Source organism: Stenotrophomonas sp. GQ19 (genome assembly GCF_059758695.1).
The window spans coordinates 414,318-439,030 of the sequence record NZ_JCAXES010000002.1 but is presented as its reverse complement, the minus strand read 5'-3'; the positions used below and the strand labels follow the sequence as shown (position 1 = coordinate 439,030).

Here is a 24,713-nt window from a genome sequence, read left to right as displayed (position 1 = left end):
TAGAAGGGGATCGTCATGGAGAACGTCAGTAACCAGATCGCCTTGCGGCTGGGGTATCTCACCATCCTGCAGGGGATCATCGCGCGCCTCGCCAACAGCGCGTCGGCGATGAAGGGCGGCAGCGTGGCGGTGATGACCGCCCTGCTGGCCTGTTCGGTTGGCGAACAGACGCCGTTTCATTGGGCGTTGTTCGTGCTGCCCGGCGGGCTGTTCATGGGCTTTCATGCCTTCTTCCTGCAGCAGGAGCGCGCCTTCGTGCAGCTGTACAACGCCGCCAGCGACGCACCGCTGGCGCAGGTGCTTGCCTTCCGGATCGATGCGACTCGGCTCGCCTTGGTACGCGAGCCGCTGTGGAAGGTGATGTGCCGGCCGACAGTGCTCGCCTTCCATCTCTCCCTGGTGGCGGCGGTCCTGCTGGTATACGGGGTTGTCGAGGAGGCACGTCGATGCTGCTGAAACTGCGCATCCGGAACTTCGCCGCGGACAGGTTGAAGGTGGACACCTTGGCCATCGCGGCCTTCCAGGCACGGTGCAGGCCCGCCTCGCACGACATTGCCGCCTACCTGATGGACAGCAACAATCTGCTGGATGCCGAGTCGGTGCAGCAGGCCTTGTTACCTGCGCTCCGGGCCGATGTGTTCCTCTCCCATGGTGCCGTCGATCGTGAGCAGGTACTGCAACTGGCGGTGATGCTGGAGGCACTGGGGCTGACGGTGTTCGTGGACTCCTGCCTCTGGCGCAACGTGTATGCGGTGCAGCAGGAGATGGACGACATGCTCTCCGCGCGCCGCGATTCTCCCGGTACGCATCATTTTCACTACTTCAAGGTGGCGCGTACGTCGGCCAGCGTTTGCATGGTGCTCAATGCAACGCTGCAGCGACTGATCGATGGCTGCGAGCTGTTCCTCCATCTGGAGGGCGAACCTGCCCGGGTACACGCATGCGTGGAGGACAGCCGCCATGTCGGCGCGCCGTGGGTGTTCTCCGAGCTCATGTTCGCCCGCCATCTGCCACGACGTGGCCGTCCCCGACTGGGCCTGGAAGCACTGAAAGCCATGCAGCCCACACGGCCTGCGGCATTCGCTGCGCCCGAAGCGACGCACGTTATGGAGTGGGACGTTCTCCAGCGTGCCATCGCCGATACCACGGGATTTCCAGCTGCGTCCTACTGCCACGACCATCCGGTGTTCCTGGATCACCTGTACGGAAAGCTGCCCCTGAGTGAGCAGGAACGAGGCCTGCTGGGCTGGATATGAAGTCTGCGAGGGAACGCCATGCTCCGCGAAAACACCCCCATGAATGAGAAGGAACGAACATGCTTCTGGATGCAAGAATCACCAACTTCGATGCGCTGGCGATCGATGCCGATCGCAGCGCCATCGACACGTTCAAGAGCCGCAACGAGCACCGCCTGGTGAAGATCAAGGAATACATCCTCAATGATGACAACCTGATCGACGCCGATACCATCGCCAAAGACCTGTTCCCGACCGAGCGGGCCGATGTCTTCCTGTCCCACACCCACCAGGATCACGATGCGGTGGTTGCCCTTGCCGTGCAGCTGGAGGGCCTGGGGTTGAAGGTGTTCGTGGATTCCTGCGTATGGGGCGACGTGTACACGCTGCTTCAGGACGTCGACAAGATCCGCTCGATCATGCCCCACAAACCGAACACGTACTACTACGAGCGTGTAACACGCACTGCGGCGAGCATGTACATGATCTTGAATGTGGCCCTGCAACGCATGATCGACCAGTCCGAATTGCTGCTGTTCCTGGACAGCAAGGCGGTGAGGATCGAGGACTACGTGGAGGGGCGCGACTACATCGGCTCGCCGTGGATATTCTCGGAGTTGATGTTCGCGCAGATGGTGCGGCGCCGCCCGCGCAAAACCGCATCGTTGGAGTCGTTCACCGAAGCGGTGGCCAGGACCATGGACAGCGCGCTGCCACCGACGGCACGCTTCTCCCTGCCAGACAGCTCGTACGCGATGGCCGCTGAAGACCTGTGGCAGGTGATCGATGATGTCCGTGTTCCGGCGGCCGCCGCGATAGTGGATGGGAAGCCGGACGGTACGATCTTCCTCGATGCGTTCTACGGAAAGCTCAAACCCGGTGCATTCGAGCGGGGCTTGCTGGGCTGGTGAGGCCGTAGGCGCGCAGCATTCCCGACGCGTGACGTCCGGTCCATCGCGTTGGCGCACGGCGGTCATGCCGCACTACGCAGCACTACCCCGTCTGCAGGTAGCCGGCCATCTCCGCTTCGGCCAGCATCTCGCGAACCTGCGCCGCCGACGCCCGCCGCATCGGCTTCTCATCGATGGCCGACAAGGGCGGCTGGCGCAGCGCGTCGTACGGCAGTACTGCGATGTCGAAGGTCAGTTCCTCCGCGCTGAACACCCACACCGGCACGTCCAGCACGCGCTCGCGGTCCAGCCGCAGGCGGCGGGTACGCAACTCGGCCGGAATGCCGTGCTCGTCGAAGTAGCGTTGCACCGCATCGGGGTCGTCGCTGTGCACCTGAAGCTGCACCGGGCTGTTGGCGTCGGCGGTGCCGTCCAGCACCGGGCCGCACAGACGCGGGGCGAACTGCCCCAGGAACTCCATCGCGCGCAGGGCCGCCTCGCGGCGCTGGCGCAGCTGCGCGCCATGATCGGCGCCGGCGAACAGACGCTGGTACTCGCGCAGCGCGTCCTCGATTTCGGCATTGCGGGGCAGGGAGGCATCGTCGTGGATGTCCAGCCGGGCCGCTGCCTTGAGCTTGGCCTGGTGGTAGTCGCGGATGCCACCCTCGGCCATCAGCCGGGCGGCTTCATGGGCAAGCCGGTGGCGGCGCTCGCGGGTCTGGGTGGCTGCATGCTGGCGGGCTCGATGCATGACCGGTACTCCTGTGCGACCTGCACGGCAATGTACACCGGCGATGTGACATACGTGTAGAGCCGGGCTCTGCCCGGCCGCCGGCGTGTAGAGCCGGGCTCTGCCCGGCTGCCCGGCTGCCCGACATGGCAGGCAGCCGTGCAGAGCCCGGCTCCACGTGACGTGGGGGCGGTGGCAACGTAAAAGGCCGGGCAATGCCCGGCCTTCCTCGTCATCCTGCCGTCGACATCAGAAGATATCGAACGCGGCGTCGTCGGCCTGCTGCACATGGGTATCGAAGCTGTACTCCTCGATCTTGTCCATGTCCTCCACCTTGACCCACTCGGTGGCGCCGTTGAGCGTGGCCTGGACCATCCCGGACGGCGGCTCGTTCTGCGCGATCGGGGTGTCCTTCAGCGCGGCGCGCATGTAGTCGATCCAGATCGGCAATGCGGCCTTGCCGCCGTACTCGCGGTAGCCGAGCGAGCGGAAGTCATCGCGACCCACCCAGACCGTGGTGGCGTAAGGGCCGCCGAAGCCGGAGAACCAGGCGTCGCGGTGGTCGTTGGTGGAGCCGGTCTTGCCGCCCACGTCCTCGCGGCCGAGGACCTTGGCCGCGGTGCCGGTGCCGCGCTGGACCACGTCGCGCATCATCGACACCAGCTGGTAGGCGGTGCGTGCGTCGATGGCGCGCGGGGCCACCTTGGCGTCCGGGTTCACCGGCTTGGCCGGTTCAGCCGCCTGCTGCGGCTTGGCCGTCGCGGCGGTGGCCGGGGCAGGCGGTGCACCAAAGTTGAAGCCGTCCACCACCTGGCTGACCGGCGCGCCGCCGCTGGTGCCGGCGCAGTCGCGGCAGGCCATCGCCGGGTTTTCCTTGAACACCACCACGCCGTCACGGTCGGTCACCTGGTCGATCACCCAGGTATCCACCCGCGAACCGCCATTGGCGAAGACGGCATAGCCGCGTGCCACCGACAACGGGGTCACCGAAGCGGTACCCAGCGACATCGACAGGTTGGGCGGCAGCTCGGCCTCGGCAAAGCCGAACTCGCTGATGTACTTGCGTGCGTAGTCCACGCCCATGCCGTCCAGCAGGCGCACCGAGACCAGGTTGCGCGACTGCACCAGCGCCTCACGCAGGCGCATCGGGCCACGGAAGCCGCCGCCGTCGTTCTGCGGCGACCAGGTCTTGCCGCGGCGGTCGCGGAACACCACCGGGGCATCCAGCACGATCGAGGCGGGGTTGAAGCCCTTGTCGAACGCGGCCGCATAGATGAACGGCTTGAAGCTCGAACCCGGCTGGCGGCGCGCCTGGGTGGCGCGGTTGAACTTGTTGCCGGAGAAGCTGAAGCCGCCCACCAGTGCCTTCAAGGCGCCACTTTCAGCATCCAGCGAGACCAGCGCGGACTGGCCGCGCGGGATCTGGTCGATCAGCCACTCGCCTTCCTTCTCGCCGGCGCGCACCCGCACCAGGTCACCCCGCGTCAGCAGCTTGGCCGGGGTTTTGTTGACCCAGCGGCTGGCCGCGACGGGCAGCACCAGCTCGCTGCGGTTGGCCAGCACCACCGTGGCGCTGCCATCGGCGGCGGTGGACGCCACGATCGCCGGCAGCAGCCCGGACTGGGCCGGAATGCCGACCAGCTTGGCCGCCAGCGCCTTGGCATCGGCATCGGCCGGCACCTCGAAGTGCTGCTCCACGCCATGCCAGCCATGCCGGTGGTCATATACGCGCAGGCCATCGCGCACGGCGATGTTGGCCGCCGTCTGCAGCTCGGCGTTGATGGTGGTGGTGACGTGGTAGCCCTTGTTGACCACGTCGCCACCGAAGCGGGCGATCATTTCCTGGCGGACCAGCTCGGCCACGTAGGGGGCTTCCACCTGCACCGGCGGCTCATGCGCGCTGGCGTGCATGGGCACCGCCTTGGCGGCGTCTGCCTCGGCCTGGCTGACGAAGCCCAGGCTGGCCATGCGCTGCAGCACATAGAAGTCGCGGCGCTCGCGGGCCCGCTCGGGGTTGCTGATCGGGTTGCCCGAGGACGGGAACTTGGGGATACCGGCCAAGGAGGCCATTTCGTCCAGGTCCAGATCGCCCAGCTTCTTGCCGTAGTAGAACTCGGCCGCAGCGGCCACGCCGTAGGCGCGGTTGCCGAAGAAACTCTTGTTCAGGTACAGCTCGAAGATCTCGTCCTTGCTCAGCTCGGACTCGATCTTGCGCGCCAGCAGGATCTCGGCCAGCTTGCGCGTATAGCTGTATTCGGAGCTCAGGAAGAACTGGCGGGCGACCTGCTGGGTGATGGTGGACCCACCCGGCACGCGCTTGTCGTTGGTGGTGGCCAGCAGCCAGACCGCGCGGCCGATGCCCTTGTAGTCCACCCCGCCATGCTCGTAGAAGCGGGCATCCTCGGTGGCCAGGAAGGCCTGCTTGAGACGTTCCGGGACCTCCTTCATGGTGATCGGTACGCGCCGCGACTCGCCGAACACGGCCATCAGCTTGCCATCGCTGGCATACACGTACATGGGCTCCTGCATCTCGATGTCGCGCAGGGTCTGCACGTCCGGAAGCTTGGAGGAAATGGCGTAGTACAGGCCACCTGCGACGGCGGCGCCGATCAGGCCCAGGACCAGGATGGCGACCAGCAACCAGCGCAGCCAGCGGCGAAAGCGTGTCATCAGTGACAGATTCCGATTGCGAATTTCGTGGCCGCAGAGTATAGATTACGCAAGGGAACGGCTGGGGTTGTTCCCGGGGAGCGCAGATCGACGACCGTCTGGGGAGCCGTGAAACGTGCGGTAGTGCACGTTTCACTGCGTGATGGTTGCGGTTTGCAAAAAAAACGTTATTAATGCGCGGGCGCAGGTTATGCGTCCAAGTGCCCGTCGGCAGGGGAGAAACCGTGGGGCTTATCCCAAAAAGCCAGTCGCCGCTTATTGGCGTCGACATCAGCTCGACTGCAGTAAAGCTCTTGCAGCTTTCCCGCAGTGGCAATCGTTTCCGCGTGGAACATTACGCTGTGGAACCACTTCCGCCGAATGCGGTCGTGGAAAAGAACATCGTGGAAGTGGAGGCCGTGGGTGAGGCTATCCGCCGCGCCGTGAACCGTTCCGGTACGAAGGCCCGGCATGCTGCCGCAGCCGTCGCCGGCTCGGCGGTGATCACCAAGCTGATCCCGATGCCGGCTGATCTGGACGAGAACGACATGGAAGCCCAGGTCGAGCTCGAAGCGGTCAACTACATCCCGTACCCGATCGAGGAAGTGAACCTCGATTTCGAGGTGCTGGGCGCCATTCCCAACAACCCGGAGATGGTCCAGGTGCTGTTGGCGGCGTCGCGGTCGGAGAACGTGGAGCTGCGCCAGTCGGCGCTGGAGCTCGGCGGGCTGACCGCCCGGGTCATGGACGTGGAGGCCTTCGCGGTCGAGAACGCCTTTGCCCTGGTCGCCAGCGAACTGCCCATTGCCAGTGATGGCGTGGTCGCCCTGGTCGATATCGGTGCCACCATGACCACCCTGAACGTCCTGCGTGGCGGGCGTAGCCTGTACAGCCGCGAACAGGTGTTCGGCGGCAAGCAGCTCACCGACGAAGTGATGCGCCGTTACGGCCTCACCTACGAGGAAGCCGGCCTGGCCAAGCGCCAGGGCGGGCTGCCGGAAAGCTACGAGATGGAAGTGCTGGAGCCGTTCAAGGAAGCCACGGTCCAGCAGATCAGCCGCCTGCTGCAGTTCTTCTATGCCGGTAGCGAATTCAACCGCGTGGACCACATCGTGCTGGCCGGCGGTTGCGCGGCGCTGGCCGGGTTGCCGGAGATGGTGGAAGAACAGCTGGGCGTGGCTACCGTGGTGGCCAACCCGCTGGCACAGATGACCCTGGGTCCCAAGGTGCAGGCGCATGCCCTGGCCCAGGACGCCCCGGCGCTGATGATTGCCACCGGTCTGGCGCTGAGGAGCTTTGACTGATGGCAAGAATCAATCTATTGCCGTGGCGCGCCGAGCGGCGCAAGCAACGCCAGCGCGACTTCTACGGCATGCTCGGCTTTGCGGCCATCGGCGGCCTGCTGCTGTCGTTGATGATCTGGTTCTACTACGACCGTCAGGTCAGCGGGCAGGGCGAACGCAATGCCTTCCTGCAGGCCGAGATCGACAAGGTCAAGGAACAGAACAAGGAAATCGACCGCCTGGATCGCCAGAAGGAACGCCTGCTGGCACGCAAGAAGGTGATCGAGGAACTGCAGGCCAAGCGTTCGCAGATGGTCCACCTGTTCGACGCACTGGTACGTACGATTCCGGACGGCGTGGTGCTGACCGCGCTCAAGCAGGAAGGGGACATCCTCACCCTGCAGGGGCGCACCCAGTCCAACGCCCGCGTCAGTGCGTACATGCGCAACCTGGAAAGCTCGGGCTGGATGAGCAAGCCGGAACTGTCGGTGATCGAGGCCAAGAAGCCTGAGGCCGGCAAGGATGGCCCCGGTCCGGTGACCGACATCAGCGCACTGCCGTACATGTTCGAGGTCAAGGTGACTCTGCCTGCGCAGAGTGAACCGGTCGGTGGCGTAGGTCCCGATGGCAGTGTGGTGGTGCCGGCCGATGCCGCTGCCATCCCGGCCGATCCGGCCGCCCCACCGGCACCGGAGGTCGCCCCGCTGTCGCCGGCCGCGACGCCTGCGTCGACCCCGCCGGCCGCTGCGCCTGCGCCGGCCGCCGAGCCGTCCAAGCCGTCGGGCAGCCGCATCGCCCCGCCCGCCGCACCCGCACAGCCGGCGGCGTCCAGTACGCCGCAGAAGGGGGGCGCATGAGCCAGAAAATGAACCTCAAAGAGCTGGACTTCAACAACATCGGCAACTGGCCGCAGCAGGCCAAAGTCGTCTTCTGCGTGCTGCTGTCGCTGCTGATCGTGTTCCTGGCCTGGTTTGCCCTGATCAGCGGCAAGCGTGAAGAGCTGGCGTCGCTGGAAAGCACCGAGACCAGCCTGCGTGCCGAGTTCGAGAAGGAACAGGGCCGCGCGGTGAACCTGGCGCCGCTCAAGCAACAGCTGGCCCAGATGGAGCAGGTGCTGCAGCAGATGCTGCGCCAGCTGCCCAGCAAGACCGAAATGCCGGACCTGATCATCGACATCTCGCAGACCGCGCTGTCCAGCGGCCTGGTCAATGAGCTGTTCCAGCCTGGTGCCGAGCAGCCCAAGGAGTTCTACGCCGAAAAGCCGATCGCCCTGCGCATGGTGGGCAGCTACCACCAGTTCGGTGCCTTCGTCAGCGGTGTGGCTTCGCTGCCGCGCGTGGTCATCCTGACCATGCATGACATCAATCTGAAGCCCAAGGACCCCAAGACCGGCATCACCGCGCGCAGCGGTGCGCTGGAGCTGTCCGGTACGGTCAAGACCTACCGCTACCTGGACGAGCTGGAAATGGAAGCGCAGGAAAAAGCCGCCGCCGCCAATGACAAGACCGCCAAGTCCGGAGGCAAGCAATGAGCCTGGGGATGACCGCACGGGTGTGTGGGCTGCTGGTGCTGGCGTTGCTGGCCGGTTGCGCGCGCGGGGTGAGCAGTACCCCGGGCGATGCGCCGAACCTGGCCAAGTGGGTGGAGGACGTGCGTGCGCGCCCGGCGCCGCCGCTTGAGCCACTGCCGGTGATGCAGCAGTTCGAGACGTTTGAATACTCCGCGCAGGGGATGCGCGATCCGTTCACCGATGCCTGGACCAATCCACAGGGCGGCTCGGGGCTGCGTCCCGATCCGAACCGTCGCAAGGAGCCGCTGGAAGCCTTCCCGCTGGATGCCTTGGACATGGTCGGTTCGATCGGCAAGGGCGGCGGGCTGGTCGCGCTGGTGATGGCGCCGGACAAGGTCACCTATCGGGTGCGTCCGGGCGTTTATCTGGGGCAGAGCGACGGCCGGGTGACCGGGGTCTTCGAAGACCGGATCGAACTGATTGAACTGGTGCCGGATGGCGCGGGCGGCTGGCTGGAACGGCCTGCATCGCTTGCGCTTGAAGATCAATGAATGATTACGGGGATAGCACGATGACCTTTTCCAATGCCATGCGGCAGCGTCCCAACCGGCGCCCGAAGCTGATCCACCTGTGCGCGCTGGGAGTCGCGCTCATGGTGGCCAATGGCACGCTGTTGGCGGCCACGCCCGCCGCAGCGGTTCCGCAGCCTGCCGCCAGCGCCGCGCCGATCACCGCGCCGGCCTCGCTGTCGGTATCCAAGATCGATTTCAAGCGCAGTGAAGACGGCGCCGGGCGGTTGATCCTGCAGTTCGACGGCAAGGGCGCCAGCCCGGACCTGCGCACCCAGGGCAACAACGTCGTGATCGACGTCGGCAACGTGCGTCTGCCGGAAAACCTGCAGAAGTCGATCAACGTGACCGACTTCGCCACGCCGGTGCAGCGTATCGATCCCAAGCCTTACGGCGGCGGCACCCAGCTGGTGCTCAATACCAATACCGCGTTCGAATCGCTGGCCTACCAGACCGGCAACGAGTACGTGGTGGAGATCAGCCCGCGCAAGGCGGCCCCGGCCACCGGTGCGATCAACGCCACCGCCGTGACCCAGGCGGCCAGCGCGATCGCCCAGCGCGGCTACAGCGGCAAGCCGGTGACCTTCAACTTCCAGGACGTGCCGGTGCGCACCGTGCTGCAGTTGATCGCCGAAGAGTCCAACCTGAACATCGTGGCCTCCGACAGCGTCGAAGGCAATGTCACCCTGCGCCTGGTCAACGTGCCGTGGGACCAGGCGCTGGACATCGTGCTGCGTGCCAAGGGCCTGGACAAGCGCCGTGATGGCGGCGTGGTGTGGGTTGCCCCGCAGCCGGAACTGGCCAAGTTCGAGCAGGACAAGGAAGACGCACGGATCGCGATCGAGAACCGCGAAGACCTGGTCACCGATTACATCCAGATCAACTACCACAATGCCGCGCAGATCTTCAAAGCGTTGACCGAAGCCAAGGGCATCGGCGGCGGCGGTAGCAGTGGCAGTGGCGGCAGCTCGCAGGAAGACAGCGGGTTCCTGTCCTCGCGTGGTCGCATCGTCGCCGACGAGCGCACCAACACGCTGATGATCAGCGACATCCCGAAGAAGCTGGCGCGCATGCGCGAGTTGATCAACGTTATCGACCGTCCGGTCGACCAGGTGCTGATCGAAAGCCGCATCGTCATTGCCACCGATACGTTCGCGCGTGAGCTGGGTGCGAAGTTCGGTATCAGTGGCAACCGTGACAATGTGTTCTTCGGTGGCAGCACGGAGAGCAATGGCAAGAACATCAACGATCAGGCCAAGGTCAACAACGACTACGCCAAGGCGCTCGCCGATTGGGATGCCGGTGGTCGCACCGGTGCCGTCCCGATCCGCGCGCCTTACACCATCAGCACCAATCCGTTGAACTGGAATCTGCCGGTCGCCGCGGCCAGCAACCCCGGTTCGTTGGCGCTGTCGATCCTCAACGCGGGCTACCTGCTGGACGTCGAGCTGTCGGCGATGCAGCAGGAATCGCGTGGCGAGGTGATCTCCAACCCGCGCGTGGTCACCACCAACCAGCGCGAAGCGATCATCAAGCAGGGTAAGGAAATCGGCTACGTCACCATCAGCGGCGGCGGAGCGGCCGGTGGCGCTGCCACGCCCAACGTGCAGTTCAAGGAAGTGGTGCTGGAGCTGAAGGTCACCCCGACCATCACCAACGACAACCGCGTGTTCCTGAACATGGCGGTCAAGAAGGATGAAGTCGAAGGCTACATCCGCCTGGCCGGCTACGGCGAAGTGCCGACCATCAACCGTCGCGAAGTGAATACCGCGGTGCTGGTGGAAGATGGCCAGACCGTGGTGATCGGTGGCGTGTACGAGTTCACCGACCGCAACAGCGTCAACAAGGTGCCGTTCCTGGGCGACGTGCCGTTCCTGGGCAACCTGTTCAAGAAGCGCAGCCGCAACAAGGACAAGGCCGAACTGCTGGTCTTCGTCACCCCGAAGGTGCTGCGCGTGGCCAAGACCAACTGAGGTCGCGCCACCTGCTCCAACGAAAGGGCCGCCACGTGCGGCCCTTTCGCGTTCAGGCAATCTTGATGCCGATCCCCGGCGTGCCTGCCATCATGTGGATGGAACCTTCGCACGCCGCGCGGGTCACACGGACGCCATGAACCTGCCTCCCCCCATGCCAGACGCCTCGATCGATACCCCTGCTGCCGCCGAACTGGCCCACGACCGCCTGCACGACGGTTTCCGCGCCCTGCGCGATGCCCTGGCCGGCGAGATCGTCGGACAGGCGGCGCTGGTCGATCGGCTGCTGACCGCCTTGCTGGCCGACGGTCACCTGCTGGTCGAAGGTGCGCCCGGGCTGGCCAAGACCACCGCCATCCGCGCGCTGGCCGCACGCCTGGAGGCCGACTTCTCGCGCGTGCAGTTCACCCCGGACCTGTTGCCGGCCGATCTGACCGGCACCGAAATCTGGCGTCCCCAGGAAGGCCGCTTCGAATTCGTACCAGGGCCGATCTTCCACCCGATCCTGCTGGCCGATGAAATCAACCGGGCCCCGGCCAAGGTGCAATCTGCGCTGCTGGAGGCGATGGGTGAGCGCCAGGTCACCGTGGGTCGCCACACCTACGCGTTGCCGGCGCTGTTCCTGGTGATGGCCACGCAGAACCCGATCGAGCAGGAGGGCACCTTCCCGCTGCCCGAAGCACAGCTGGACCGCTTCCTGATGCATGTGCGCATCGGCTACCCCGACTCCGACGCCGAAGCGGAGATCCTGCGCCTGGCGCGCGAGCGTGCGCGCGATGCCTTGGGTACACCGCCCCCAGCTCCGGCGCGGATGCCGCTGCAGGATGTGTTCGACGCACGCAAGGCGGTGCTGTCACTGCACATGGCGCCGGCGTTGGAACGCTACCTGATCGAAATCGTGCTGGCCTCGCGCGACGCCGCCCGTTACGACCCCGCACTGGCCCGACGTATTGCATGGGGCGCCAGCCCGCGTGGCTCCATCGCACTGGAGCGCTGCGCACGTGCGCGAGCCTGGCTTGCCGGGCGCGACTTCGTGACGCCCGATGACGTGCGCAGCGTAGCGCCGGACGTGCTGCGCCACCGCGTGCTGCCCAGCTACGAAGCCACCGCCGAAGGCTGGGATGGCGACCGCCTGGTGGCCGAACTGCTGGCCCGCGTACCGGCACCCTGATCCAGATGGAATTCAACGCGGACAGCGCTGCAGGCGCGACCAACGGCGACGGCCTTCGCCCCAGCCTGGCCGAACTGGTCGCCTTGCGACGCAATGCGCACCGGTTGGCGCCGGCCCGGCGTGGCCGGCTTGGCCATGCCGGCAGCGCGCCCGCACCGATGCGGGGGCGCGGCATGGAGTACGCCGAGTCGCGCGAGTACGTGGCAGGCGACGACGCCCGCCACATCGACTGGCGCGTCACCGCCCGCACCGGCCGCGCGCATACCAAGCTGTTCCAGGCCGAGCGTGAGCGTCTGACCCTGCTGGTCGCCGATACCGACCCGGTGCTGTATTTCGGCACACGGGTGCGCTTCAAATCGGTGCAGGCCGCGCGCGTCGGCGCGATTGCCGCCTGGTTGGCGCAGCGCCAGGGCGATCGCCTCGGTGCACTGCGCGGCAGTGCGGTCGAAGCGCCGGTGCCGCCGGCCGGTGGCACCCGGGGCGTCCTGCGCGTGCTGGATGCCTTGACCCGCTGGTACGCACAACCGCCTTCCGACGATGCCGGCCTGGACCGTGCACTGGAACATGCCGCCCGTCTACTGCGGCCGGGCGCGCGCGTGGTGGTGCTGGCCGACCCCGGCCAGGCTTCCGCCATCAGCGTTGCACGCTGGACCGCCCTGGCGATGCACCACGAAGTGGTGGTGATGCTACTGGTGGACCCGCTGGAACTGGCCCCGCCATCGGCACCGCTCGCGTTCCTGTCGCAGGGCCGCCGCGTGATGCTCGACCTGGACCGGGCCGCTGTCCGCGAGCACTGGCGCGAGCGCTTCGTGGCACCGTTGGAAACGCTGCAGAAGCAGCTGTCGTCGCGCCGCATCCAGGTGCACGTGGTGGCCACCGATGATGCCAGTGACTGCTGGTTGACCCCGATGCCCTCGGCGGTGGTGGCATGAGCGCGGCCAGCAGCCTGCCGCTGCGCGATGTGCACCTGCCGCCGTCGCCGCCGTGGTGGCCGCCGGCCCCGGGCTGGTGGCTGGTGCTGGCGGCGCTGCTGTGTGTCGTGGCGCTGCTGTGGTGGTGGCGTGCGCGTCGCCGTCGCCGCGAACAGCGCTGGATGCGCACGTTCGACGACGGCGTGGCGCAGGCCACCACCCCGGTGGATGAAGTGGCCGCCATCGCCGCGCTGCTGCGCCGTGCCGCGCGTACCCATCAACCCGGCGCCGAGCTGCTGCAGGGTCAGGCCTGGCTCGAGTTCCTCGATGAGCCAGGCAGCCGCGCCTTCTCCGATGGCGATGGCCGACTGCTGCTGGACGGCGGCTACCGCCCCCAGGTGGAGGCCGAGGCCGCCACGCGGCTGCGGGTACTGGCGCGCCGGCGCTTCCTGGGGTTGATGGCGGGGCGTCGCCGATGATCGCGATGCAGATACCCGAACACTGGGCCGCCTGGTTGCCCAGCTGGCTGGCGTGGTTGGACACGCTGGCGTGGCCATGGATGTTGGCCGCGCTGCCGTTGCCGGTGCTGATGCACTGGTGGCCACAGCGCAGCGCCACCGCTGCCGCCCTGCGCGTGCCCTATGCGGCGGCGCAGTTGCAGGCGTTGGGCGAGGCAGCGGGCGGGCGTTCGTTGGGGCTGGGGCGGCTGGTGTTGTGGCTGGCCTGGGCCTGCCTGTGCGTGGCCGCCGCGCGCCCGCAGCAGCTGGGTGAGGCGGTGACGCCGCCGCAGCAGGGACGGCAGATGATGCTGGCCGTCGATGTGTCCGGCAGCATGAGCGAGGCCGACATGCTGCTCGGCCACCAGGTGGTGGACCGTTTGACGGCCGCCAAGGCGGTGCTGGCGGATTTCCTCGACCGGCGTGCCGGTGACCGCGTCGGTCTGCTGATCTTCGGCGAACGCGCCTACACGTTGACCCCGTTGACCGGCGACCTGGCCAGCGTGCGCCTGCAACTGGGGGACAGCGTGGTCGGCCTGGCCGGGCGTGAAACCGCCATCGGCGATGCGATCGCGCTGGCGGTGAAACGCCTGCGCGAACAACCGCAGGGGCAGCGCGTTCTGATCCTGCTCACCGACGGGGTAAGCAATGCCGGCGTGCTCGAACCCCTGCGCGCAGCAGAACTGGCCAAGGCCGAAGGCGTGCGCGTGTACACCGTGGCCTTCGGCGGTGACGGCGGCTTCAGTCTGTTCGGGGTGCAGATCGCGCCGGGCGAAGATCCCGTTGACGAAGCCACCCTGCAAAAGATCGCCACGCTCACCGGCGGCCGCGCATTCCGTGCGCGCAATACCGACGAGCTGGCCGGTATCTATGCCGAACTGCAGCGGCTGGAACCGGTGGCATCGGCCGGGCCGGCGGTACGGCCCCGCATCGAACGGTATGCATGGCCGTTGGCGCTGTCGCTGCTGTTGGCCGGCCTGGCGTGGTTGCTGCCAAGGCGGTGCGCATGAACATCGACTGGAGTGCCCTGCACCTGGTGCGTCCAAACGCACTATGGCTGCTGCTGGCGCTGCCGCTGATCGCCGCGTTCTGGTACTGGCGCCGCCGCCGCGGCAGCGCCTGGCACAGCGCGGTGGATGCGCACCTGCTGCGCCACCTGCTGGTGGCCGGTGGGCAGCGTGCGTGGGGCGGCTTGATGGTGTTGCTGCTGGGGTGGACGCTGGCCGTGGTTGCGTTGGCGGGTCCCAGCTGGCGGCAGGTGGCCCAGCCCTTGTGGCAATCGCCGGCGCCGCTGGTGGTGGCGCTGGACCTGTCCTCGCGGGTGACGGCCACCGACCTGCCGCCCTCGCGGCTGCTGCAGGCGCGGGCCAAGCTGGCCGCGCTGCTGCGCGAGCGCAAAGGCGGGGAGGTTGCCCTGCTGGTGTACGCCGACGATGCGTACACCGTGGCGCCGCTGACGGCCGATACCGCCAATGTGGCGCTGTATCTGGATGCGCTCGGGCCGGACGTGATGCCGCGTGATGGCCAGCGCGCCGAGCGCGCACTGGACGCGGCCGTATTGCTGCTGCAACAGTCCGGCGCACGCAGCGGCGACATCCTGTTGCTCACCGATCGTGCCGACGCTGCCGCCAGCAGCGCGGCCACCGCGGCGCGCCGCCAGGGCGTAACGGTCTCGGTGCTTGGCGTAGGCACACCCACCGGCGCCGCCTACCGCAGTGGCGATGGGCAGATTGCCCAGGCGCGTTTGGAAGAAGCGTCCCTGCGCGCGGTGGCCAGTGCCGGGGGCGGCCAGTACGCGCGGATGGCCAGCGACGATGGCGACCTGCGCGCCTTGGGCGTGCTGACCCCCAAGACGAGCATGGACGATCGCCGCGACGGCAATGGCATGGCCTGGCGCGATGAAGGGTTCTGGTTGCTGCCGCCGTTGATGCTGCTGTCGTTGTGGGCGTTCCGCCGCCGCAGCCTTGCCGTGGTGCTGGTGGCCTGCCTGGCGGTGCCCCTGGCGTTGCCAACCCCCGCGCATGCTGCCGAAGGCACCTGGTGGACGCGTGCCGACCAGGTGGACCAACAGGCACTGGGCGCGGGTGTGGAGGCCTACCGGCGGGGCGATTTCAAGGCTGCGCAGGCGCAGTTCGACGGTATCGACAGCGACGTCGGCTGGTACAACCTGGGCAATGCGCTGGCGCGCCAGGGTCAGTACGACGCCGCGATCGAGGCGTATGACAAAGCGTTGCGCAAGACCCCGGGCATGCCCGATGCGGTCGCCAACCGCGCGGCGGTGGATGCCGCCCGCAAGCGCAAGCCGCCGTCGGCGCCGCCCAAAGACGGCCAAGGCAAGCAACCGCCCACCTCGCCACCGTCGCAGGGCCAGGGCCAACCGGGCAAGGACGCCGGCCAGCCGCCGAAGCAGCCCGGGCAGCCCGGGCAGCCCGGGCAGCAGACCCCTGGCCAGCCGCCGGGCACGCCGGCGCAGGGCAAGGACAAGGACACGCAGGGCGCCGGCAACCCGGATCCCAACCCCGCCGCGCAGGCCCAGGCCGATGCGGCCCAGCGCCAGCAGATGCAACAGGCCCTGCAGCGGCAGGGCAAGGACGGCAAGGACACCCCGGCGCAGCGGCAGGCCGCGGAAACCCCGCAGCAGCGCGAGCAGCGCCAGGCCGTGGAAGCCTGGATGCGGCGGGTGCCGGATGATCCGGGCAGCCTGTTGCGCGCCAAGTTCCAACTCGAAAACGAACGCAGGAAACGGGAAGGACGATGAGCACCATTTCGACCACGCGACGCTGGATGCGCGGCTGCTGCTGGCTGCTGCTGGCGGCGAGCAGCTGGGCGCAGGCGCAGACCCGTGCCTGGCTGGACCGCGAGCAGATCAGCGACGGCGAAACGGTGACCCTCAACATCGAAAGCGATGCGGGCGGGGCACCGGACTACACGCCCCTGCGCGCTGATTTCGAGCTCAGCGCGCAGACCAGCAGCCGCCAGATGCAATGGGGCACGGGCGGTACCACCGCGCGCAATCTCTACGCGGTGGCCCTGTCGCCACGTCGCACGGGCACGCTGCAGATTCCCGCGTTGCAGGTGGGGGCCAACCGCACCGCACCGCTGCTGCTGCAGGTGGGCGCCAGTTCCGCTGCGCCGGCGGCCGTCCCCGGTAACGCGGCGGTCTTCATGGAAACCGAGGTCGACGACCTTACCCCCTACGTCCAGCAGAGCGTGGGCGTGGTGGTGCGTCTGTACTACGCCTCGCAGCTGGTGTCGGGCGAACTGCTGCTGGATACCCCAGCCGGTGCGTCGATGCAGCGGGTAGGTGAAGACCGCAGCCTGGTGCGCGAGGTCAATGGCCGCCGCTACAACCTGGTGGAGCGGCGTTTCCTGCTGATTCCCGAACGCAGCGGCCCGCTGCAGCTGCCGGCCGCCCAGTTCAACGGACGTGCCGCCGGTGGCTTCTTCGATGACATGTTCGGTGGCGACGGACGGCTGCGCGCAACGGCGCCGACGCGCACGCTGCAGGTGCAGCCGCAACCGGCCAACGCGGCGCAGCCGTGGCTGCCGCTGCACGACCTGCGCCTGCGCTACACCGCCGCCCCCACCCAGGCGCGTGCCGGGGAGGCGGCCACGGTAGTGGTGGAAGCCGTGGCCCAGGGCGCCACCCGCGCGCAGTTCCCGGAACTGCCGGCGCTGGACGTCGGCCCCGACGCGCAGGTGTTCGCCGAACCGGCCCAGTTCGACGAGACCTTCAGCGGCAACACGCCCCAGCTCAAGCTGACCCGGCGCTACTCGATCGTGCCGCGCACGCCGGGCACCCTGCGCGTGCCCGGGCCGAGCATGCCCTGGTGGGACGTAAAGGCGGGCGAGGCGCGGACGGCCAGCTTGCCGGCACTGACCCTGCAGGTCGCCGCAGCGGGGGCGGGCAGTGCCGCCGCCGCGGTGCCGGTGGACACCCAGTCGGCGCTGCCGGGCGAGGCGCCGCCGGCCTCCAACGCGCTGCCACTGGCCGACCCGCCGGCGTCGGCGCGTCCCTGGGGCTGGATCGCGGCCGCCAGCGGGTTCGCGGTGCTCTGGCTGCTGACGCTGTGGTGGGGTTGGCGCCGGGTGCAGCGCCGGGATACGGCCACCGCCCCGCAGCCGGGCCCGCCCGGTTCGCCCGTGGTCGTGGTGTCGCGCGCGGAACTGCGGCGCGCGCTGGAAAGCCAGGGGCTGGATGAAATCATCGCGCTGCTGGCCAGCATGGGCGGGGTAGTGGGCCTGGAGGCCCTGCTGGCACGGCTGGCCGACCCGGTCCAGCGCGAGGCGCTGCTGGCGATGCAGCGGGTGCGCTGGTCCGGCCAGGGCGGCGACGTGGCCGCCGCGCGCCAGGCGCTGCGCCGCGCCTTCCATGACGGACCGCACTGGCAGGCCGCCGCGGTGGCGGAAAACAATGGGCTGGCGCCTCTATATCCTTCGGGATCTTGATGCGCTGCCGGGCCTGAGGGGCCGGCTTTGCTAAGCTCGTTCAATTCTTTACAGGAAAGCTGCTAGATGACTGAGGCCGCAACGACCCGCAAGAAACTGCCCTTGCACTGGAAAATGGGCATTGGCTTCGCGCTGGGCCTGGTGCTGGGTCTGATCGTGCACGCCGCCGGCCCGGGCGTGCCCGGCCTGACCGACGTCGCCAAGGGCGTGATGGCCTGGGTGACCACGCCGCTGTCGGGCCTGTTCCTCAACCTGATCTTCATGCTGATCGTGCCGCTGATCTTCTCGGCGCTGATCATGGGCGTGTCGGAGATGGGCGACATCCGCGCGCTCGGTCGGATCGGCTGGAAGACCCTGGCCTACACGGTGCTGCTGTCGGGCATCGCGGTGGGCATCGGGCTGGTGCTGGTCAACGTGCTCAAGCCCGGCGCCGGGGTGGACCCGCATGTGGCCGCGCAGATGCTCTCGGAGAACGCCGAGCGCAGCAAGGAAATCGTCGCCGGTATCCATGAAACCCCCAAGGGCATGGACATGCTGCTGTCGATCGTGCCCAGCAACGTGCTGCAGGCCGCATCGGACAATGGCGCGATCCTGTCGCTGATGTTCTTCGCGCTGATGTTCGGCATCGGTATGGTGCTCAGCGACGAGGAAAAAGTTGCCCCGCTGCGTCGCGCCGTGGAAGGCGTGTTCGAAGTGTCGATGACGCTGATCAACCTGGTCATCCGGCTGGCCCCGTACGCGGTGGCCTGCTTCATGTTCAACCTGGCCGCGCTGTTCGGCTTCGACCTGATCATCCGCCTGGGTGCCTACGTGGGCGTGGTGGTGCTGGCGCTGGGCCTGCACATGGTGGTGACCTACGGCACCGCGGTGTGGCTGTCCGGGCGTTCGCCGCTGTCGTTCTTCCGCGACACCCAGGAAGCGACGGTGATGGCCTTCTCCACCGCCTCCAGCAACGCCACCCTGCCGACCGCGCTGCGCGTGGCCGACCAGATGGGCCTGCCGCAGAAGGTGTCACGCTTCGTGCTGACCGTGGGTGCCACCGCCAACCAGAACGGCACCGCGCTGTTTGAAGGCGTGACGGTGATCTTCCTGGCCCAGTTCTTCGGCGTGGACCTGAGCATCGGCCAGCAGATCATGGTGATGGCGGTCTGCATTCTGGGCGGCATCGGCACGGCCGGCGTGCCGTCCGGCTCGTTGCCGGTGGTGGCGATGATCTGCGCCATGGTCGGGGTCAACCCGCTGGGCATCGGCCTGATCCTGGGCGTGAACCACTTCCTGGACATGTGCCGTACCGCGCTGAACGTCACCGGCGACCTCGCCCTGACCACTCTGGTGGCCAAGGGCGAGACCGAGGACAGCCCGGTGCCGGAACAGGTCAAGCGCGACTGACCGCCCGGCGTGGCGCGGCCTGCCGCGCACCGCCCCCGAAAACGCCCCGCCCCCGTGCGGGGCGTTTTTGTTCAGAAAGCCGACGCCCGGCCTGACCCCGCCGGAGGTCTGTGGGACAATTGGCTGCCCGCAGCTCCGCGGGAGCCTCCCGACTCTCAGAACCATGACGCAGCCTACCCGCCGCCAGTTGGCCAATGCCATCCGCTTCCTTGCCGCTGATGCGGTCGAAACCGCCAAGTCCGGGCATCCCGGCATGCCGATGGGCATGGCCGATATCGCCGAGGTCCTCTGGAACGACTATCTCCGTCACAACCCCAACAACCCCAAGTGGTTCAACCGCGACCGCTTCGTGCTGTCCAACGGCCACGGCTCGATGCTGCAGTACGCGCTGCTGCACCTGAGCGGCTACGACCTGCCGATCGAGCAGCTCAAGCAGTTCCGTCAGCTCGGCAGCAAGACCGCCGGCCATCCGGAGCACCATGAAACCCCCGGCGTGGAAACCACCACCGGTCCGCTCGGCCAGGGCCTGGCCAACGCCGTGGGCTTTGCGCTGGCTGAAAAGCTGCTGGCCCAGCGCTACAACCGCCCCGAGTACGAGATCGTCGACCACCGCACCTGGGTGTTCCTGGGCGACGGCTGCCTGATGGAAGGCATTTCGCATGAAGCCGCCTCGCTGGCCGGTACCTGGGGCCTGGGCAAGCTGGTCTGCTTCTGGGACGACAACCACATCTCCATCGACGGCAACACCGACGGCTGGTTCACCGACAACACCCCCGAGCGTTTCGAAGCCTATGGCTGGAACGTGGTGCGCGGCGTCGATGGCCACGATCCGGACAGCATCAAGGCGGCCATCGACGGCGCGCTGGCGCAGTTCGACAAGCCCACCCTGATCTGCTGCCGCACCACGATCGGCTTCGGTTCGCCGGGCAAGGCCGGCAAGGAATCCAGCCACGGCGCGCCGCTGGGCAAGGACGAACTGGAGGCCACCCGCAAGCAGCTGGGCTGGAACTACGGTCCGTTCGAAATCCCCGAAGAGATCTACGCCGGCTGGCGTGCCGGCGGTACCGGCACCCTGCGCCAGGCCGAATGGGAACAGCAGTTCGACAAGTACGCCGCGCATTTCCCGGCCGAAGCCGATGAACTGACCCGTCGCTCGCACGGCGAACTGCCGGCCGACTTTGTCGCCAAGGCCGATGCCTACATCGCCCAGGTGCAGGCCGACGGCCAGACCATCGCCTCGCGCAAGGCCTCGCAGCTGGCCATTGAAGCCTTCGCGCCGCTGCTGCCGGAACTGGTGGGCGGCTCGGCCGATCTGGCCCATTCCAACCTGACCCTGTGGAAGGCCAGCAAGTCGGTGGCCACCGACGACCCGAACGCCAACTACGTGTACTACGGCGTGCGCGAGTTCGGCATGACCGCCATCGCCAATGGCCTGGCCCTGCACGGCGGTTTCATTCCGTTCGACGCCACCTTCCTGGTGTTCAGCGATTACGCCCGCAACGGCGTGCGCATGAGCGCGTTGATCCCGGCGCACGCCATCCATGTGTACACCCACGACTCGATCGGCCTGGGCGAAGACGGCCCGACCCACCAGCCGGTGGAACACCTGGCCTCGCTGCGCTACATCCCCAACAACGATGTGTGGCGTCCGTGCGATGCGGTTGAGTCGGCGGTCAGCTGGAAGTCGGCGATCACCCGCACCGACGGCCCGAGCTGCCTGGTGTTCAGCCGCCAGAACCTGCCGCACCAGCCGCGCAGCACCGAGCAGGTTGCCCAGATCGCGCGCGGTGGCTACGTGCTGGCCGACGCCGAAGGCGGTGTGCCGGACGTGATCCTGATCGGTACCGGTTCGGAAGTGGGTCTGGCCGTGGCCGCCAAGGCCGAGCTGGATGCCGCCGGGATCAAGACCCGCGTGGTGTCCATGCCGTCCACCGACGTGTTCGAGCGCCAGGACGCGGCCTACCGCGAATCCGTGCTGCCCAACGCCGTGCGCAAGCGCGTGGCGGTGGAAGCGGGCGTTACCGGTTTCTGGCGCCAGTACGTGGGCCTGGACGGTGCGGTGATCGGTATCGACACCTTCGGTGCCTCGGCCCCGGCCGAAGCGCTGTACAAGCACTTTGGCATCACCACCGATGCGGTGGTCGCCGCTGCGAAGGCGCAGCTGGCCAACTAAGGGGCAGCCACTGACGTAGTGCGAACGGCGCTTCCCGAAACGGAAGCGCCGTTTTCGTTTGGGCGCGGAGGCGATGGATCTGCCGTTGCTGTTGCGGGTAGGGTCGGTTCCCAAACGACTGCCGACACGGGTGAGCGCTGCTGGGACGCATGACCTTCGAATCGAAACGCGCCTTCGTTTCAGGTCATGCGTTACCGGATGTTGCACCGCCGTCGGCAGTCGTTTGGGAACCGACACTACCGGCGCGCGATGCGTGCCGCTTCATTTGGGCGCGGAGGCGATGGATATGCCGTTGCTGTTACGGGTAGGGTCGGTTCCCAAACGACTGCCGACACGGGTGAGCGCTACTGGGACGCATGACCGTCGAACGGAAACGCGCCTTCGTTTCAGGTCATGCGTTACCGGATGTTGCACCGCCGTCGGCAGTCGTTTGGGAACCGACTCTACTGGCGCGCGATGCGCGCCGTTTTCGTTTGGGCGCGGAGGCGATGGATCTGCCGTTGCTGTTACGGGTAGGGTCGGTTCCCAAACGACTGCCGACACGGGTGGGCGCTGCTGGGACGCATGACCGTCGAACGGAAACGCGCCTTCGTTTCAGGTCATGCGTTACCGGATGCTGCACCGCCGTCGGCAGTCGTTTGGGAACCGACTCTACCGGCGCGCGATGCGCGCCGCTTCATTTGGGCGCGGAGGCGATGGATCTGCCGTTGCTGTTGCGGGTAGGGTCGGTTCCCAAACGACTGCCGACACGGGTGAGCGCTGCTGGGACGCATGACCGTCGAACGGAAACGCGCCTTCGTTTCAGGTCATCCGTTACCGGATGTTGCACCGCCGTCGGCAGTCGTTTGGGAACCGACTCTACCGGCGCGCGATGCGCGCCGCTTCATTTGGGCGCTGAAGCGATGGATCTGCCGTTGCTGTTGCGGGTAGGGTCGGTTCCCAAACGACTGCCGACACGGGTGGGCGCTGCTGGGACGCATGACCGTCGAACGGAAACGCGCCTTCGTTTGAGGTCATGCGTTACCGGATGTTGCACCGCCGTCGGCAGTCGTTTGGGAACCGACTCTACCGGCGCGCGATGCGCGCCGCTTCATTTGGGCGCTGAGGCGATGGATCTGCCGTTGCTGTTGCGGGTAGGGTCGGTTCCCAAACGACTGCCGACACGGGTGAGCGCTGCTGGGACGCATGACCGTCGAACGGAAACGCGCCTTCGTTTCAGGTCATGCGTTACCGGATGCTGCACCGCCGTCGGCAGTCGATTGGGAACCGACTCTACCGGCGCGCGATGCGCGCCGCTTCATTGCCGGGCCACGCGTTCACCATTACGCGGTGCGCGCCAACCCAAGGCGCACCAAGCGTGCTTCCACCTTTTCGCCAAACGTCGCCGGTGCATCCAGCCCCATCCGCTGCAGGTACACCGCGTCACCATCGCCGGCCGGCTGGCGCAGGGCGGCCAGCACCGTGCGCAGCTTGCTGCCGCGGGTCTGGGTGTTCTGCTTCAGCCAGCCCAACGCTTTCACCAGGTGCTGTTCGACCTCGGTGAAGTCGCTGCCCAGCGGATAGTCCGGCAGCAGCCCCGACTGGCGGAACGGGGCCAGTGCGGCGCTCACCGCTGCGGCGGTGTTGCGCTGTTGCCAGTGCGCCGGTGCCACGAACGCGGCGTCCAGCTTTTTGGCGGCTATTGCGGTCTGCAGCAGCGCGCCCTGGAACGCCGCATCGGTGATCGCGGTCATGCCGGTCACACAGTCCTCGTCGGTGAGGTTGCGCAGGTCGGCGATGCCGTACTCGTTGATGTAGATGTCACGCAGGTGCCGCGGAATGGTGGTGTGCCCGTAGTTCCAGCGTACGTTCGACTGCACCTGGCCCTTGTCTTCGCGCACCGCGCGGAACATCAGCGCGCTGCGGGCTTCAGGCAACGCATGCGCCATTGCCACGAAGTTGTACTGCCCGCCCACGCCCGACACCACGCGCCCATCTTCCAGCGCATCGGAGGCGGCCGCGCCCAGCGCGGTGGCGATCATGCAGGAGTTGAAGAAGCGGGCGTGGCGGCGCTGCACGCGCTCCAGGGCCTCGTTGCCCCCGTACAGCTGGTTGATCTCACTGATCCGGCGCATGCCGATCGCGCCGCGCTCGTCGTCGGGCAAGTCGCGCAACCACTGGTAGAACTCCGGCGAGCCCAGGTAGAACGCGCCATGCAGGTATTCGCCTTCGGCCTCCAGCGTGGCGTGGTCGATGGTCAGCGTGCTGCCGTTCTCGATGCGCTGCATCAGCCCCAGATCGTCATGCACCTTGCGCCGGATCACGCCGGTCTGCACCAGCCGCCGGAAGCCCTCGTTGAGCATCTCGCTGCAGCCATACAGGCCGATCTCGAACGGGTCCAGGCCACCGCATTCGAGCACGGTGGGGTGGGTGGCCAGGGTCGGATCCAGCGCGTGCAGGATCTGCCGGTAGCGGGCATTGTCGGTATGCCGCAGCACCAGCGCATGGCTGATCGCATCGGCCAGCGTGCCAATGCCGATCTGCAGCGTGCCGCCGTCCCGGACCAGCGCGCTGGCATACAGCCCGATGGCGTAGTCGGCATCGCTGACCGGTTGCCGCGGCAGCCCGAACAGAGCGGGGTAAGGCGGCGGCGGGGTGATCACCAGGTCGAAGAAGCTCACATCCACCGTGGCCGAGCCGCCGAGGTAGGGCAGCTGCGGGTCGATCTCGGCGATCATCAGCGGACGCGGCAGGCCACGCGCGGCCATCGCATCCAGGGTGTCCTGGGTGATGTCGTTGTTGCACGACAGCGACAGCCGCCGATCGTCCGGCCGCATCGCTACCTTCTGCACGATCGCATGCGGCGCACGCTGCGCCACCGCATCGGCGGCATGGGTGTAGTTGAGGCTGGTGTAGCTGCGCTGCGCCTGCGAGGAGCCGAGCAGGGCGCCGGACTGCATGTAGAACTCTTCCACCTGCACGTGCGCGGGCAGGCGGTCGCGGACCATGGCGTCGGCATAGGCCAGGCGCGGGAAGTCGTCGCCGAAATGGCGTTGCGCGAACGGCGCCATGAAGCGCGCTTCCAATCCACCCGCGGCGGGCTTGGGCGGGTTCAACGACAGCGCGGTGTAGATCTGCAGCGGCCGCCCCGGGTCGTTCTCCACGCGCGCATACAGCGCATTGAGCAGCCGATGCGGTTTGCCCAGGGCCAGCGGCGCGCCGATGCGCAGCGGGCCGTCCACCCGCTGCAGCAACCAGTCGGTGGCCGCGTCGAGGTCGGTAAGGTGATCGGTCATCCAGCGCCA

The 24,713-nt window shown here is 67.4% G+C and carries 19 protein-coding genes; 16 read left to right on the top strand and 3 right to left on the bottom strand.

The features are described 5' to 3' along the window. Nucleotides 1-15 precede the first annotated feature (15 nt). From AC6CHL_RS05985 to AC6CHL_RS05975, 3 genes are read left to right on the top strand one after another with little or no spacing between them, the layout of a single operon-like run. Nucleotides 16-456 (top strand): hypothetical protein, encoded by a 441-nt coding sequence (locus tag AC6CHL_RS05985; RefSeq protein ID WP_038686515.1) that lies wholly within the window; start codon nucleotides 16-18, stop codon nucleotides 454-456. Continuing rightward, the gene (locus AC6CHL_RS05980; RefSeq protein WP_498293796.1) at nucleotides 447-1,256 is read left to right on the top strand and encodes a hypothetical protein; all 810 of its coding nucleotides are present in this window, start codon (nucleotides 447-449) and stop codon (nucleotides 1,254-1,256) included. The genes AC6CHL_RS05985 and AC6CHL_RS05980 overlap by 10 nt, the downstream gene beginning before the upstream one ends. Before the next feature lie 59 nt (nucleotides 1,257-1,315). Next, on the top strand, nucleotides 1,316-2,146 hold the full coding sequence (locus AC6CHL_RS05975; RefSeq protein ID WP_498293794.1) for a hypothetical protein: 831 nt from the start codon (nucleotides 1,316-1,318) through the stop codon (nucleotides 2,144-2,146). Nucleotides 2,147-2,228: 82 nt separating this feature from the next. On the opposite strand, the gene AC6CHL_RS05970 is transcribed toward AC6CHL_RS05975, so the two are convergent. Then, complete coding sequence (locus tag AC6CHL_RS05970) at nucleotides 2,229-2,876, bottom strand: hypothetical protein (RefSeq protein WP_498293792.1); 648 nt, start codon at nucleotides 2,874-2,876, stop codon at nucleotides 2,229-2,231. 228 nt (nucleotides 2,877-3,104) lie between these two features. Then, nucleotides 3,105-5,525 (bottom strand): penicillin-binding protein 1A, encoded by a 2,421-nt coding sequence (locus tag AC6CHL_RS05965; RefSeq protein ID WP_498293790.1) that lies wholly within the window; start codon nucleotides 5,523-5,525, stop codon nucleotides 3,105-3,107. A gap of 224 nt (nucleotides 5,526-5,749) precedes the next feature. Here AC6CHL_RS05965 and AC6CHL_RS05960 point away from each other — a divergent pair, with 224 nt between their 5' ends. The 13 genes from AC6CHL_RS05960 to tkt all read left to right on the top strand — a co-directional run bounded on the left by AC6CHL_RS05960 (nucleotide 5,750) and on the right by tkt (nucleotide 21,429). Further along, nucleotides 5,750-6,808 (top strand): pilus assembly protein PilM, encoded by a 1,059-nt coding sequence (locus AC6CHL_RS05960; RefSeq protein WP_038686523.1) that lies wholly within the window; start codon nucleotides 5,750-5,752, stop codon nucleotides 6,806-6,808. Beyond that, the gene (locus AC6CHL_RS05955; RefSeq protein ID WP_498293788.1) at nucleotides 6,808-7,644 is read left to right on the top strand and encodes a PilN domain-containing protein; all 837 of its coding nucleotides are present in this window, start codon (nucleotides 6,808-6,810) and stop codon (nucleotides 7,642-7,644) included. The genes AC6CHL_RS05960 and AC6CHL_RS05955 overlap by 1 nt, the downstream gene beginning before the upstream one ends. Then, nucleotides 7,641-8,318: a type IV pilus inner membrane component PilO gene (locus AC6CHL_RS05950; protein ID WP_038686528.1), complete on the top strand. Its 678-nt coding sequence runs from the start codon at nucleotides 7,641-7,643 to the stop codon at nucleotides 8,316-8,318. Before AC6CHL_RS05955 ends, AC6CHL_RS05950 begins: the two co-directional genes overlap by 4 nt. After that, nucleotides 8,315-8,848 carry a pilus assembly protein PilP gene (locus AC6CHL_RS05945; RefSeq protein WP_038686530.1) on the top strand — a complete coding sequence of 178 codons (534 nt, stop codon included), beginning with the start codon at nucleotides 8,315-8,317 and terminating at the stop codon, nucleotides 8,846-8,848. The genes AC6CHL_RS05950 and AC6CHL_RS05945 overlap by 4 nt, the downstream gene beginning before the upstream one ends. A gap of 20 nt (nucleotides 8,849-8,868) precedes the next feature. After that, nucleotides 8,869-10,839 carry a type IV pilus secretin PilQ gene (locus AC6CHL_RS05940; protein WP_498293786.1) on the top strand — a complete coding sequence of 657 codons (1,971 nt, stop codon included), beginning with the start codon at nucleotides 8,869-8,871 and terminating at the stop codon, nucleotides 10,837-10,839. A 136-nt stretch (nucleotides 10,840-10,975) separates the two neighbouring features. Next, on the top strand, nucleotides 10,976-12,010 hold the full coding sequence (locus AC6CHL_RS05935) for an AAA family ATPase (protein ID WP_038686533.1): 1,035 nt from the start codon (nucleotides 10,976-10,978) through the stop codon (nucleotides 12,008-12,010). Nucleotides 12,011-12,015: 5 nt separating this feature from the next. Further along, entirely contained in the window at nucleotides 12,016-12,942 is a 927-nt protein-coding gene (locus tag AC6CHL_RS05930) for a DUF58 domain-containing protein (RefSeq protein ID WP_498293784.1), read from the top strand. After that, nucleotides 12,939-13,400, top strand: coding sequence for a DUF4381 family protein (locus AC6CHL_RS05925; protein ID WP_498293782.1), 462 nt, complete (start codon nucleotides 12,939-12,941; stop codon nucleotides 13,398-13,400). Before AC6CHL_RS05930 ends, AC6CHL_RS05925 begins: the two co-directional genes overlap by 4 nt. 5 nt (nucleotides 13,401-13,405) lie before the next feature. After that, on the top strand, nucleotides 13,406-14,428 hold the full coding sequence (locus tag AC6CHL_RS05920) for a vWA domain-containing protein (protein WP_498294009.1): 1,023 nt from the start codon (nucleotides 13,406-13,408) through the stop codon (nucleotides 14,426-14,428). Beyond that, nucleotides 14,425-16,176: a VWA domain-containing protein gene (locus AC6CHL_RS05915; protein ID WP_498293780.1), complete on the top strand. Its 1,752-nt coding sequence runs from the start codon at nucleotides 14,425-14,427 to the stop codon at nucleotides 16,174-16,176. Before AC6CHL_RS05920 ends, AC6CHL_RS05915 begins: the two co-directional genes overlap by 4 nt. Next, complete coding sequence (locus tag AC6CHL_RS05910) at nucleotides 16,173-17,867, top strand: BatD family protein (protein WP_498293778.1); 1,695 nt, start codon at nucleotides 16,173-16,175, stop codon at nucleotides 17,865-17,867. Before AC6CHL_RS05915 ends, AC6CHL_RS05910 begins: the two co-directional genes overlap by 4 nt. A 66-nt stretch (nucleotides 17,868-17,933) precedes the next feature. After that, nucleotides 17,934-19,256, top strand: coding sequence for a dicarboxylate/amino acid:cation symporter (locus AC6CHL_RS05905; RefSeq protein WP_447595434.1), 1,323 nt, complete (start codon nucleotides 17,934-17,936; stop codon nucleotides 19,254-19,256). 163 nt (nucleotides 19,257-19,419) lie between these two features. Beyond that, nucleotides 19,420-21,429, top strand: a complete 2,010-nt coding sequence (tkt, locus tag AC6CHL_RS05900) for a transketolase (protein WP_463601572.1) — start codon at nucleotides 19,420-19,422, stop codon at nucleotides 21,427-21,429. 1,322 nt (nucleotides 21,430-22,751) lie between these two features. Here tkt and AC6CHL_RS05895 read toward each other — a convergent pair. After that, a complete protein-coding gene (locus AC6CHL_RS05895; RefSeq protein ID WP_498293776.1) occupies nucleotides 22,752-24,704 on the bottom strand; it encodes an acetyl-CoA hydrolase/transferase C-terminal domain-containing protein in 1,953 nt (650 codons plus the stop codon). Nucleotides 24,705-24,713: the final 9 nt, after the last annotated feature.